This window comes from Emticicia sp. SJ17W-69 (assembly GCF_051209875.1).
Taxonomy (GTDB): Bacteria; Bacteroidota; Bacteroidia; order Cytophagales; family Spirosomataceae; genus Emticicia.
This window is the reverse complement of the sequence record NZ_JBNTQY010000001.1, coordinates 4,519,352-4,532,313: the sequence shown is the minus strand read 5'-3', so window position 1 is coordinate 4,532,313 and position 12,962 is coordinate 4,519,352. Positions and strand designations below refer to the sequence as shown.

General features: G+C 34.2%; 12 protein-coding genes. 6 read left to right on the top strand and 6 right to left on the bottom strand.

The genetic code is table 11. The annotated features are described in order from the left end of the window. Positions 1–77 precede the first annotated feature (77 nt). A complete protein-coding gene (locus ACQUQZ_RS18470) occupies positions 78–635 on the bottom strand; it encodes a septal ring lytic transglycosylase RlpA family protein (RefSeq protein WP_435356566.1) in 558 nt (185 codons plus the stop codon). Positions 636–861: 226 nt separating this feature from the next. Here ACQUQZ_RS18470 and ACQUQZ_RS18465 point away from each other — a divergent pair, with 226 nt between their 5' ends. The 3 genes from ACQUQZ_RS18465 (at position 862) to ACQUQZ_RS18455 (ending at position 3,424) form a co-directional block, all read left to right on the top strand. Further along, a complete protein-coding gene (locus tag ACQUQZ_RS18465; protein ID WP_435356565.1) occupies positions 862–1,233 on the top strand; it encodes a DUF3276 family protein in 372 nt (123 codons plus the stop codon). Between the two features lie 264 nt (positions 1,234–1,497). Beyond that, entirely contained in the window at positions 1,498–2,601 is a 1,104-nt protein-coding gene (gene ychF / locus ACQUQZ_RS18460) for a redox-regulated ATPase YchF (RefSeq protein WP_435356564.1), read from the top strand. Between the two features lie 226 nt (positions 2,602–2,827). Next, a complete protein-coding gene (locus tag ACQUQZ_RS18455) occupies positions 2,828–3,424 on the top strand; it encodes a histidine kinase (protein WP_435356563.1) in 597 nt (198 codons plus the stop codon). Positions 3,425–3,430: 6 nt separating this feature from the next. Here the strand turns inward: ACQUQZ_RS18455 and ACQUQZ_RS18450 are convergent, their stop codons facing one another. The 3 genes from ACQUQZ_RS18450 to ACQUQZ_RS18440 form a co-directional block, all read right to left on the bottom strand. After that, entirely contained in the window at positions 3,431–5,011 is a 1,581-nt protein-coding gene (locus ACQUQZ_RS18450; RefSeq protein ID WP_435356562.1) for a ThuA domain-containing protein, read from the bottom strand. A 121-nt stretch (positions 5,012–5,132) separates the two neighbouring features. Further along, the gene (miaA, locus tag ACQUQZ_RS18445; RefSeq protein WP_435356561.1) at positions 5,133–6,134 is read right to left on the bottom strand and encodes a tRNA (adenosine(37)-N6)-dimethylallyltransferase MiaA; all 1,002 of its coding nucleotides are present in this window, start codon (positions 6,132–6,134) and stop codon (positions 5,133–5,135) included. Then, positions 6,127–7,017 (bottom strand): hypothetical protein, encoded by an 891-nt coding sequence (locus ACQUQZ_RS18440; RefSeq protein ID WP_435356560.1) that lies wholly within the window; start codon positions 7,015–7,017, stop codon positions 6,127–6,129. Before ACQUQZ_RS18440 ends, miaA begins: the two co-directional genes overlap by 8 nt. A gap of 162 nt (positions 7,018–7,179) precedes the next feature. Between ACQUQZ_RS18440 and ACQUQZ_RS18435 the strand changes: the two genes are divergently transcribed. After that, a complete protein-coding gene (locus ACQUQZ_RS18435; RefSeq protein ID WP_435356559.1) occupies positions 7,180–7,836 on the top strand; it encodes a hypothetical protein in 657 nt (218 codons plus the stop codon). 97 nt (positions 7,837–7,933) lie between these two features. On the opposite strand, the gene ACQUQZ_RS18430 is transcribed toward ACQUQZ_RS18435, so the two are convergent. Next, entirely contained in the window at positions 7,934–10,711 is a 2,778-nt protein-coding gene (locus ACQUQZ_RS18430; RefSeq protein ID WP_435356558.1) for a glycoside hydrolase family 2 protein, read from the bottom strand. Positions 10,712–11,034: 323 nt separating this feature from the next. Here ACQUQZ_RS18430 and ACQUQZ_RS18425 point away from each other — a divergent pair, with 323 nt between their 5' ends. Further along, positions 11,035–11,838, top strand: a complete 804-nt coding sequence (locus tag ACQUQZ_RS18425) for a mechanosensitive ion channel family protein (RefSeq protein WP_435356557.1) — start codon at positions 11,035–11,037, stop codon at positions 11,836–11,838. A 158-nt stretch (positions 11,839–11,996) separates the two neighbouring features. Beyond that, the gene (locus tag ACQUQZ_RS18420; protein WP_435356556.1) at positions 11,997–12,404 is read left to right on the top strand and encodes a MaoC family dehydratase; all 408 of its coding nucleotides are present in this window, start codon (positions 11,997–11,999) and stop codon (positions 12,402–12,404) included. Between the two features lie 180 nt (positions 12,405–12,584). On the opposite strand, the gene ACQUQZ_RS18415 is transcribed toward ACQUQZ_RS18420, so the two are convergent. After that, positions 12,585–12,767: a histone H1 gene (locus ACQUQZ_RS18415; RefSeq protein WP_435356555.1), complete on the bottom strand. Its 183-nt coding sequence runs from the start codon at positions 12,765–12,767 to the stop codon at positions 12,585–12,587. Positions 12,768–12,962 lie beyond the last annotated feature (195 nt).

The window sequence follows — 12,962 nt, the reverse complement described above, 5'->3', positions numbered from 1 at the left end:
ATATTGATAATTAAGTAAAAGAACTAATTTTTTTTAAATTTGACAGAGAACAACTCTTTTTATATTCGTCATTCAATTTATTTATGTTTTTTCTTTCGAGCTGCTCTCTTTTTTTTGATGTTTTTATTGGGTTTTATTTTAACAACATGTTTTTTTTGCTTTAATGGAATCTGAGGTTGTTCTGTATCTTCATCTTTCACTAAATCTGTTGAATTTTCAAAAACAAATTGTGGTCTTCCAATATATATAGTACTATGATCACCCACAACAGTTATTTTCACTTTAATAATACCACTGCCAAACATTCCCAGATGTCTTGCTGCTTTGTGAGTGACATCAATGACTCGCCCATGAGCATAAGGCCCTCTATCATTAACCCGAACAATACACCATTTATTGTTTGCCAAGTTAGTTACTTCAAGCATCGTACCAAAAGGCAAAGTTGGATGAGCACAGGTGAACTCGTCTCTATTCAAAATATCTCCACTGGCTGTTTTTTTGCCATAAAATTTACTGCTATAATATGAGGCTGCACCGAAAACTTCAGCCCCTAAAGGTACTTGCTGGCTATATAATGGAACATATTTGATTAAAAAAAAGATTAGTAAAAAACGTACTTTTCTAATGATCATCATAGGTTAGGTTTTTGTTCTGAAGTGCATAGATACGAAATTTTTTGCAACGATTAAAACAATCAAAAATTTCGTGCCAAAATCAAAATAATTGATAATTGTTGGTTTAATCGTATTTGAAATAAAAATAATGTAACTATTCACTAAAAAACATAATATTTTTTTTTTCATAAAATAATAAAATCTTATATTTGGCAATCATTCTAAACCCCTAAAACATAACAGGATTGTGGAAAGAGAAGACAGAGACAAAATTTACTCTAAGCGTGTAAGAGCAGGTAAAAGAACTTACTTTTTTGATGTCAGAAGCACCCGTTCGAGTGACTACTATTTAACTATCACTGAAAGCCGTCGTTTTCAAAAAGATGGTGGATTTGTGTTTGAGAAGAGCAAAATGTTTATCTACAAGGAAGATTTTAACAAATTTCTTGAAGCTCTTCAAGAAACAGTTGATCATATCAAAACCGAGCTAATGCCCGATTATGATTTTGATCAATTTAAACATGATGACCAATTCGCAAACGGCGAAAGCGTTGATTCAAGTGATACTACTGTCATAGAAGATTATGCAAGTAGTGGCTCAGATCTTAAATGGGAATAGTTTTTTGGTGAGTTAGCATCAGTAAACTTTATTGCATTTACTCCTAATAAGTATGAATATCTTTCTGGACACCCATTAATTTGGGCGTTTGGAAAGATATTTTTTTGTAAATCCATCAAACTTATATTGACCGATAAAGAAAAGACTTTGCGGTTTTGAGGCTTTTATGTTACTTTTGCACCCTAAAATAAGTAACTCGTTAAATAACGAACCATTCGTAATTCTAAATTCTAAATTCTTAATTGTGCTTTAGCACTTCAAAATATGGCTTTACAGGTCGGTATCGTAGGACTTCCCAATGTCGGAAAATCAACACTTTTTAATGCAGTATCTAATAGTGCAAAAGCTCAGGCGAGCAATTATCGTTTTTGTACAATCGACCCAAATGTAGGTTTGGTTGATGTGCCTGACCAGCGTTTGAACAAATTATCAGAACTCGTAAAACCCAATAGAATTGTACCTACACAAATCGAAATCGTTGATATTGCAGGCTTGGTGCGTGGGGCAAGTAAAGGCGAGGGTTTAGGAAATAAATTTTTAGGAAATATTCGTGAAGTAGATGCCATCATTCATGTGGTAAGATGCTTTGAAGACGAAAATATCTTGCGTGAAGAGGGTGATATTAATCCTGTAAGTGATAAGGAAATTATTGATACTGAGCTACAATTGAAAGATTTGGAAAGTATTGAAAAGAAAATTCAAAAGATAGAAAAACAAGCAAGAGTAGGGGGCGATGTCAAAGCAAAAGCTGAATTTGAAATCTTAAAACGTTGCCAAGAATGGCTTTTACAAGGTAAAAACGTACGTGAATTGGGTTTAGCAAAAGAAGAATTGCCTGCAATTGCCGATTTATGCTTGCTTTCTATTAAACCTGTGCTTTATGTAGCTAATGTCGATGAAGCTTCGATGCACACGGGCAATAAATATTCAGAAGTTTTACAAAAAGCAGCCGATGCAGAAAATGCTCAACTGATTGTTTTGAATAATTCGGTAGAAGCACAAATTACTGAAATGGAAGACCCTGATGACAAAGCCATGTTTTTGGAAGAATATGGTTTAGCCGAACCAGGGCTTAATCGTTTGATTCGTTCGGCATATAAATTGTTAGATTTACGTACTTATTTTACCGCAGGTGTACAAGAAGTACGTGCATGGACAATCCAACAAGGTTGGAAAGCTCCGCAAGCAGCAAGCGTGATTCATACTGATTTTGAAAAAGGATTTATCAAAGCTGAAGTAATTGCTTATGCTGATTTCGTAAAGTATGGCTCAGAAGCGGCTTGCCGTGAAGTTGGGCGTTTACGCATCGAGGGTAAAGAATATGTAGTAGCTGATGGTGACGTAATGCACTTTAGATTTAATGTGTAATCAATATCAATCACTGGACGCAGATTTTTGGGTTTTTAAAATAAGCAAAGCTTCATTTTACTTACTACAAAAATCTGCGTTTCGCTTTCTAAAAAGCACTTCTGAAATAGCAAATCCAAATTTCTGCTCAAACCTACCAAATTTCCCACAAAACCTACCAAATAATAATTGTGGCTTTCTACATTAAATCTATATGAATAGATTTGGTGTAATAGCTAACCCTTAGATGAAAATATACCTCCATGCAATGCTGTTAATGCTCTCCGACATTTTCTGGTATGGAGCGATGTTAGTATTGTTTTTCATCAGCCTGTTTTTGAGTTTATTAAAATATTACAAGAAAAAATCTGAATCGAGTATCTTGGAACGAATCCAAGAACTGGAGGGAATTATGGGCAATCAACAATTCTTATATGGCAATCTACATTCCATTAAGCAATATATTTTGCTACATAGCCCTATGGAAGCTGCTCAGTATCTGACCGAGTTTACCAATTTATTGAAATCTTTATCAAACAGTTCTAAGCAAAAACATATTTCATTATCGCAAGAAATAGAAACACTACTATTATACCTTCAATTAGAAAAAAAACGCTTAGGCGAGACCTTTGTTTTTTTTCATGAAATAGAAGAAAATCTCAATACCGAGCAGATTCAAGTAAAACCACTCTTTGCTTTTAAGATTTTAGAAGAATTGATTCATAATCAAACTAACCAAATGCAATTGCATTTGATTATAAAAAAAGAAGGAGAAAAACTTAAATGTAAGGTAGAAAATACGGCTATGGCTACTAATTTTATTATTGAGATTCCAACAAAATAAGGCGATTTACTTCCGTTTCACAGGAGCTTTATTAACTTGTATTTTCACAAAAGCATCAGCAGTATCTCCTTGATTATCAGTTACTTGCAGCTTAACTTCATAAACTCCCAATTTAGTAAATGTAAATTCAGGATTAGGTTCGGTGGAGGTATTTTTACCATCGAAATTCCATGCAAACTTTAGCATATCATTTGGGTCATTGTCTATTGAACCAGCCGATGAAAACTTTACTTTTAATGGAAAATTACCAGTTTGTACATCAGCCGATGCAATAGCAAAAGGCTTACGATTTGTTTCAGAATAATCGATTTTTAATAGTTGATTATCTTCTAAAAAATATAAAGCTCCATCAGCTCCGAATGCCATATCTTTGATAAAATTGAAGCGGATGTTTGGCAAAAAAGGTTCAATATTCTTGATATTTCCATCATCATCAAAAGTTTCAATAGTTAAGCCTTTTTCATTATCATATCGAAAAGATTTTCCATCATAATATTTTGGGAAATGATAAGGTGCTTTTTCACTCTTAGCAAAACTATAAACAATGGTTTTTGTCAAAGCTGTTGAAGATTGACTCGAAAAATCGGTCAAAATAGCCGAACTATCGCCAATCATTTGAAAACGTCCAATTTTATAGTCATCTTTGCCCATTTCAGAAAAAGTGTAAACATAATTGTTTTGAGTAAATTCAGGGTCGAGTTTTATAGCTTTAAGGTTTGATACATCTATTTTTCCAATCAACTTTGTTAGTCTTTTCTGAGAATGGTATAGTTTTATTTGACCACTTTGTTCGGCCATCAAGACATTGCCCTCAGGAGTTGTAGCTAAAGCAACAGGATTTTCTAAACTTTCTGATAGTTTTAACTTCAAAAAACTACTTTCTTTGGGTAAAGCACTGTCAGCAATCTTGCTGTAATCAGGTAAGTTTTTTGCCGAAACTTCCTCAATTCCTGCCCATAAATGATTAATAAAATTGGAGTTTTCATAAACAGAGATTTCTCCTCCTAATGCGGTATAGAACATTTTTCCACCCTCTTCTGTAGTGTAGTACCAAGCCCAAGTTTTACCCATCACATCTAATAATATTGGCTTACATTTAACGGGTAGTGCATTGATTATTAGGGGTTTATCTTCTATTTTCCAGAGTGGAGGCAATTCGGTTTTTCCAATAGAGGCATTGGTAATGACACTCAACTGAATTTTGTTATCTAATTGATTTTCTGATAAAACACCACCCAGCATTTTATTATACCACAGCCATTTATGCGATTTTTCGATGGCTGTATTGATACCAACAAATCCCCCTCCAGCTTGCATAAAACGTTGAAATTCAGCCGATTGTCGATAATCTAAACGATTGATAGAAGTCGAAAGAAAAACTACTGCTGTATAGTGTTTAAGATGCGATTCAGTGAATTTTGTTGGGTTTGAGGTTGTGTCTAAAACTATCTTTTTTTCTTGAGCTTTATTCAATAAAATGGATACTTCAGCCGATTGATTTATATCATAAAAAACCAAAGTCCTACTTTGCCCAAAAACAATGTTTGTGATAAAAAAAGCAAAAGTTAAAGAAGTTATTTTTTTCATTACTTTGGTTCAAGTATTCAGTAAAAAGAGATAACATGACAAACTTTATAAATTTATTACTTTGTCTTAAACACAATTTGAAAAATTGTGCTGCACTGCAAATATAAGTTTTGTACAATTATCAAACATCATTCCTTTCATTTTTAATGAAATTCAATATTTGGTCGGTTAGTATTTCAATGGATAGTAACCCATCTAACCAATTGATTTTCAGGTTTTTACGTTCCATGCTTCTAAAAAAAGTCATTTGACGTTTAGCAAATTGATGAATGGCGATTTCTAGGCGTTTTACCATTTCATCATAACCTAACTGACCCATGAGGTATTCCGTAATGAACTTATATTCAAGCCCATAGAATATTAGTTTTTCAGGTGGAACTCCTTTTTCAAGCAAATTTTTCACCTCTTCAATCATGCCATTTTCAAGGCGTTCATTTAAACGTTTGGTGATTCTCGCACGCCGAACTTCAACAGGAATAGAAATTCCAAAGATTATTGAATGCTTTATGCTGAACGGAATGTTGTTGGATTCTGATTGATTGATTTCTCTTTCCAACATCCAATCACCAATCTCAATCGCCCGAATCAATCTCTTGCGAGTAGAAGTATCGGGCTTTTGGTTGTCGTTTTTGTACTTTTCTTTAAATAATGCTTGTAATTGCTCGTCAGTTTTTTGCTCTAAATTGTCTCTAAGTAATTGATTGATAGGGACTTGTGTATTTTCATAATTTTGCAAAATAGCTTCGATATACATTCCTGAGCCACCACAAAGAATAGGCGTGCGTTGGCGAGCAATAATAGCCTTATACGCTTGCTGAAAATCTCTTTGAAACCAAGCTACGTTGTAGCTTTCTCCTGCTTCAATAATATCTACCAAATGAAGTCTTTCAATTCCCGAAGTTGATTTTTCATCTTGTGCAAAAAAAGGGAGATAATCAGCAAAGTCTTTGCCTGTGCCAATATCCATTCCTCGATAAACTTGTCGGCTATCCGCACTGATAATTTCTCCATCAATTTTTGTTGCTAAATCGATAGCCAATTTAGTTTTCCCCGATGCAGTTGGTCCTAAAATTACAACCAAAGGAATGTCGTCAGAAGGACTTGTATTTTTAGCATCAATCATGTTTTAGCTTCATTAAAAACTTCCAATTTCCTGAGTTATAAATAATTGCTCTCGCCTCTGAGGAGAAGGGTAGGGAGTGAGGATTACTAATCAAATTTCTCATAAATGTCTGATTATCAATAGAAAATGCTAATGGGGGTGTTTGTTCAATTCTTTCAAAACCTATTTTTTCATAGTTTGATCCATCCGACCAATCGCTGTCTGCGTATGTCATAATATCATCAGGATTTTGTTCATGAATAAAGTTTTTCAGCAACTTATTTAATCCCCCTACTATCGTAAAACCTTTCAGGTTTGCGAACCGAATCAATTCATAAGAACGAAATTCTTTACCTTCACGCACAATTTTTTTTGCATTGCTAAAGGAAGCGACTGCTACCAAAAGTTCTTTTGAATGATTGAGCGATTGCGTGATTGATTGATTGGTCGTATTTGTATCAATCACCCGAAAATAGCGTTCAGGTAAAAATAAACCATACTTGAGTTTTGCTCCAACTGTGCCTTGTAAATGATTAACTGTCAGGAAATTATCCAACGTTGGTTTGTCAATTCTTCTCACTTGTGTGAGGCGAGCAGGAATCGTTTCAGATTTTCCAAGCAACGAAAGTATCCTTGATTTTACAATGTCCTGTTTGCTTAGCCAAACGTCTTCCCAAAGATGTATTAGTTTAATTTTTTTTTTGGCAAAAAAATTGCTTAATTCTTGAAAGAATAAAGGTTGAATTACTTCAATATCCAATGAAATACAGTGAAAAAGTAGTTTTTTTTCTGGTAAAAATAGATAATCAAAAGGAGTTTCTATAAACCCTTTGTGACTTTGAATGATGGTAGTTTCGCTATTTTTGGAAATAAATGATTGTATTTCTGAAGATAATTTTTGCAAAGTTTAATTCGTTTTTAATGAAAAAAATCAATATTTTTACATTCTTTTTCGTTATAAAATAGCTAAATAAAAATTTATTTAATCTAACGCCTAATTTATTGACACCAAACCTTTACTTATACTATTTTTGTTTAATTATTAGCTTAAATCTATTATAAAGGTATGAAACTGCTTCGTTTTATTGCACTCAACTCTTGGGTTATTTTACTACCCATATCAAGCAATGCTCAATCAAGGGCTTATTTGCTTGATGAAGCTGATACTTATTTTAAAGCAGGACGTTATTTTGACGCTTTTTTTCGCTACCGTGAATGTGCAAAGTTACCAGAATTTGAAGCTTCAAGTCAAATTACTGAACAAATTAAGAATAGCTCTCATGCTTTGTATCTTACGCAAAAATTTAAAGATTATTTTGCCTTACAGCGATTTCAGCCTGCCAAAGAGAATTTGGTTGAATTGATTAGCTTAAATGCCAATGATCCTAATCGTGGTCAACTCGCTCATATTACCCTTGCTCAAGGTGCAGAACTTCAACGCTTGGCTTGGAGACAGCGAACACCTGCGGCTACTGCCGATATGCTTAAAAGAGCGATGTCATTTTATTATCAAGCAGCTAAAGAAGGATTAATGGAAGAATCAGTTGCAGCCATTAAGCAATGTGAGGCATCAATTAAAGATACAAAAGTACCGATGGATGATACAACGCAACCAAATATAGAGTCGATTCAACCGAGTGTAGCACCGATTGTTTCTCCGTCAGTAGCTCATCCAAGAAAACCAGCAGAAGTAATTATCAATCCTGCACCAAAGGCGAATTAATATCCCTTCTACTTCTAAAGAGGAGCTAAAAATATTTCATTAAAAAACGAGGCAGCCATTATTTAGCTGCCTCGTTTTTTAAATCTATCCTGTTAAGTCAATAAACCAGTATCACTGTTGGATTCATTGGATAGCGGCCAAATTTATCGCCGTAAATAGCTAAACCACCAGCCAAACTTTCATCCACTTCAAGTCTGATAACCAATTCACCACTTAAACGAGCTTGTTCAAGTGCTTTTTGAGGAATACTTACACCTAAACGATAGCCATAAGAACCTGCTTCGTAAAGTTTACGGTCTTGTGGTTGATAATGCCATGATAAAATACCACGATGGTCGGCTGGGTCATTTGGTAAGTCATATCTTCCAGCAAAAATACCATTGATTTTTACGCTTACAGCAGTTGGGTACCTTGAAGCATCAGTCATTGGGTATGCGTTTTTGTTTTGACTTGGTTCGGCTTTTGCTCCCAACATATAATCAGTATTTTTTATTTGTGAATTTTCCAGGTCTTTCACAAAAAGTTGTTTGGCTGAAACTTCTGCTACGAATGAAGCACTTATAACATTAGCCAAGTTTGCATCAGTTGGCACTTTGATTTTATATTCAAAATAACCAGCACCAGCACCATTTACTTTTGCACCATTTAATACATTCCATTGCTTTTTGCTCCAATGTGCATCACTAAAGTTTTTTGGCTCAATGTTTATTAATTTAGCTTTTTTGCCACTTAAAAGCGTTATTTCGGTTGGACTGTTACCTTCAATAATAAAAGTTGTAAAATTTCGATGAACAATATTTCCTGCGTTATCTTCTAAAATTAAGGCAGCAATTACAACCGCTTTTTCATCTGGCATTGTGAGTTTGAGTGGTTCAAGTTCCTTTTGAGACCATGCTTGGTAAGGAATAGTTTTGCTTGTGTTTCCCCAAGATTTCTTTTGCCCCAAAGCATCATAGCCATAGAGTTGAATTTTCAGATTGAGACTCTTGCCCAAATCTTTGTCAGTCATAACTGATAAATAAAGTGGTACAGAAACCTCTTCTTTGGGCTTCACACTACGACTGATTTCATTGCCCGTTGATAAATAAATATCTGAATGAAAATCTTTGATTGCCATGCCTTCTACTAGCTCGCCAACACCCGTTTCTTTTTCACTGCGGTCAAATCGGAAATAGCCATTCCATTCATTAATTACATCGTGATGCTCGGTATAAAGCCAACCAGCAATTTTAGGATATTTCCTAAAAGTATTGATCATTCGATGATAATCCCAACTCCAATCTACATCACCTGTGCTACCTTCATAGCCCCAAACATTGCCACATTCTGAGTTGATGTTGGGTACATCAGTTTGTTTATAGCCTTTTTCGTAATGAAATTCACTACCTACAAAAGTGTTTTCATCAATTGTTTTTAAGTGTTTTTCCCAGCCTTCTCCTGGCAAATATTCATGCCACGAATTTATATCTGTTTCGGTATGACCTGCACCACAGCAAATCGAATTATCTTCTACTAAGCGAGTAGCATCCAAAGATTTGGCTAAACGATAAACAGAAGCTACCCATTTTTGGGTTTCAGGCAAATAGATACTCTGCTTTTTACCATCAATTTCTTTTTTTGTTTTCAACCCCCATGTTTCATTGAAAGTGATCCAAGAGAAAATTGCGGGGTGGTTATAATCTCTTTTGATCATTTCTTTGAGCGTGTATTCTGATTCTTGTTGGGCGTTTTTATCAGGCTCTCCCCAGAAATTCGGTAGGTCAGACATCACCAAAACGCCTAATTTATCAGCCCAATAAAGTTTTCGAGGAACATCAACTTTGATGTGTGTACGAATACCATTCAAGCCAATATTTCGAGCCAAAAGAATTTCATTCTTCATAAATTCATCGCTTGGGAAAGTATAAAAACCCGTAGGATGATAAGATTGGTCGAGAGCTAATTGTAGGTAAATCGGCTTATTGTTAAGAGCGACATACATATAATTGGTATTTGGCAAATAAGCTGTAGAAATCTTACGCATACCAAAATAGGATTTGACTTCATCATCACCTAATTTGACAGTAGCCGAATATAAATAAGGATCATCAAGCGTCCATAAACGTGGAGAGGAAATTGGAATGATAAATGAGTACTCAGTTGTATTTTTTGGAAAAGTTTCATGAACTGAAACCTTTTGATTTCCACCAATTTCTACATTCAAATCAAGGTCTTTGCTTGAAGGACTCGCCAAATAAGCTGTAATTTTTACTTGATTTTTATCAACATCAGGTGTAAAATGTAGGGTTTCTAAGAAGTTTTGTCCACGAGCCTCCACATAAATTGTTTGCCAAAGTCCACGAGCATTACCATAACCTTGTTTACCATACAAAGTAAAATCACGTCGTTTGTCATCAACTCTTATGACCAAATTTTGTTTGGTTCCGTATTTTAAATTAGTTAGTTCAAACGAAAAAGGTGTATATCCTCCTTGATGAGTTCCTAATTCTTTCCCATCGAGCCAAACGGTTGTTTTCCAGTCCGAAGCCCCGATGGTTACAAAAACACGTTTGCCTTTCCATTCAGGTTTTATAGTGATACTTTTGCTATACCACGCAATATCAGCTTCGTCTTTTACGCCTGATAAAGGTGAACCCCACGGAAAAGGAACACTGATGGTTTTTGTAAATTTCTTTGTGCCTTTATACCATTGTGTCTTTTCTCCTTCATCATTTTTATCAAATTCAAATGCCCAATTGCCATTGAGATTCAGCCATTCTGACCGCTCAAAATCTGGTCTTGGATGTTCGGGAAGAGGAATGTTTTCTTGAGAATAAGATTGCTTAAAAATAAGCAAACAGAATAGCATAAAGCCAAGCCGTTTGAGGGTTGTCATTGTTTTCTTAGTTTTAGATTGAATAGTTTTTTATAAAAGATTTATGAATATCATTCAAACAAGTGTATTTGTTTGATAAATGATTCTTTGAATAATTTTATACTCAAAAATAGTGTTTTTGTGCTTAACTTTTCTGTTTAATAATATTGAAGCCTATAAAAACCTCCATGCAATCGTTTGAAAAATTGTTTAATCATAATTGTTGGTAATTGCAAACGATTGTCCATATTGAAGAAAGGTAGTTTTTTATGAGTTTTTAGAATGATTTGTTACTTTATTTTCAATCTTATGTCTAAAAACAAAAATTTATTATTCTTAAAAATATGGAAAAATACATCGCACAATTTTCTTCAATGGCCGTAAGCTATGCACCAAAAATCTTATTGGCAGTTTTAACGCTGATTATCGGTTTAAAAATCATTAGTTGGATTTCAAATTTACTGCAAAATGTTTTGCGTAATCGTCATGTTGACGAAAGCATTATTCCCTTTTTGGGGTCTGTTGTAAGCGTATTATTAAAAGTGGTATTGCTTATTACTGTTGCTGGAATGTTTGGTATAGAAACTACCTCCTTTGTTGCTTTGATTGGAGGTGCTGGTTTGGCAGTAGGTTTAGCTTTGCAAGGAAGTCTTGGACATTTTGCAAGTGGAGTTTTAGTATTGATATTCAAACCTTACAAAGTTGGTGACTTGGTTTCAGTAGCTGGTTTTACAGGAGAAGTAGAAGAAATTCAAGTTTTTACAACTGTATTGAAAACCTTAGATAACAAAAGAATTATTATTCCAAATGGCTCAATTACTGCTGGACCTATTACAAATATCTCTGGTCAAGGTGTAATAAGGGTTGATATGCAATACAATGTTTCGAGTAAAGAAAGTATTGATAAAGTAAAACAAGTTGTCAAGCAAGTGGCTGATAGCTGCCCACTTGTATTGAAAGATAGGGAAACAGATGTATTGGTTAATTGTTTAGAAACTGGAATTACAAAGTTTGATGTACGCCCATGGTGTAAAAGTGAATACTATTGGGATGTATATTATTTCATGCAAGAAAATATCAAACGCCAATTCGATGCACAGGGTGTTATTGCTCCAATGCCAGCAATGGATGTTAATTTGACGAAATAAGTAGTTTTCATACACAAAATATCATCTCTAAAATCTTTGTTTTAAGACACTCATCTAATCTCATTCATAATTGATATTGTAATAAAAAATGCTATCTCATTCTTGAGGTAGCATTTTTTGCTTAATTTTGGCAATTATTCAAGAAAAATACACCGATTATGCTCTTAGAAATAGGCGATACCCACCGTCATGAATTTCGTTTTTCACAAGAAGACGTTATCAAATTTGCCGAAGTAACAGGCGATAAAAATCCTTTACATTTAGATGCTGAATATGCAGCAACCACTCGCTTCAAGCGTCCGATTATTCATGGGCATCTGAGTAGCAGTGTTTTTACTCGCATTTTAGGAATGGAATTTCCTGGAGAAGGCTCAATTTATATGAAACAAGAAACAGAGTATTTGTTTCCAATGTTTGTTGACACAGATTATGAGGTGATTTTTACGGTAATGACCATTGACCGAGAAAAACATATTGCTGAAATCACAGGTGAAGTATATATTAAAGGCACTTCTCGCCGAACTATCAGAGGCTTGGCAACTTTGATGCACTTGACTAAAATTTAATACAAACAAAAGAGAAATTGAAAAATAAGAGGGTCTCGAAAAAATTCGAGACCCTCTTCAATGATAAAGTAGTTTATATGTACCATCCTTTCGAATGTATAATTTCTGGTAATCCTCTAAATTTTGGAAATAAGAAATATACTAACCTACTGACATAAAGACTACTTGGCAAGATTAGTTTTATGCTTTGCCAGCATTTTTCTTAGCCTGTACTTCGGCTCTTGTAGCTTTTGCCCAAGCCGCCAAAGTAGCCATTCCAGCCCTTACACGAGTACCTGCAGCATTATTTCCTTTGTCATAAAACTTGTCAAAATCACTTGAAAGTGAAGCAACAAGGTCGGTTAGTTCTTTGTACTTATTCATGATAATAATTTAAGGGTTTGAATGAATTGAATTATTTTAAGTTTTTGAATTACTAAACCGTGATAAACTGCATGCAATTTAGAGAAATTGATAGTTTTTACAAATTTTTAAGATGAAAATGCTTAATAAACGATAGTTTTTAGGTAAAAAAATAAAAAAGCCTGACTAAAGCCAGACTTTTTTAATTGTAATAGT

Bases quoted from the DNA above. Each gene is read 5' to 3' on its own strand.
- ACQUQZ_RS18415 (WP_435356555.1), bottom strand. From the start codon at position 12,767: ATGAATAAGTACAAAGAACTAACCGACCTTGTTGCTTCACTTTCAAGT.
- ACQUQZ_RS18430 (WP_435356558.1), bottom strand. From the start codon at position 10,711: ATGACAACCCTCAAACGGCTTGGCTTTATGCTATTCTGTTTGCTTATT.
- ACQUQZ_RS18420 (WP_435356556.1), top strand. From the start codon at position 11,997: ATGCTCTTAGAAATAGGCGATACCCACCGTCATGAATTTCGTTTTTCA.
- ACQUQZ_RS18450 (WP_435356562.1), bottom strand. From the start codon at position 5,011: ATGAAAAAAATAACTTCTTTAACTTTTGCTTTTTTTATCACAAACATT.
- ACQUQZ_RS18455 (WP_435356563.1), top strand. From the start codon at position 2,828: ATGAAAATATACCTCCATGCAATGCTGTTAATGCTCTCCGACATTTTC.
- ACQUQZ_RS18425 (WP_435356557.1), top strand. From the start codon at position 11,035: ATGGAAAAATACATCGCACAATTTTCTTCAATGGCCGTAAGCTATGCA.
- ychF (WP_435356564.1), top strand. From the start codon at position 1,498: ATGGCTTTACAGGTCGGTATCGTAGGACTTCCCAATGTCGGAAAATCA.
- miaA (WP_435356561.1), bottom strand. From the start codon at position 6,134: ATGATTGATGCTAAAAATACAAGTCCTTCTGACGACATTCCTTTGGTT.
- ACQUQZ_RS18435 (WP_435356559.1), top strand. From the start codon at position 7,180: ATGAAACTGCTTCGTTTTATTGCACTCAACTCTTGGGTTATTTTACTA.
- ACQUQZ_RS18470 (WP_435356566.1), bottom strand. From the start codon at position 635: ATGATGATCATTAGAAAAGTACGTTTTTTACTAATCTTTTTTTTAATC.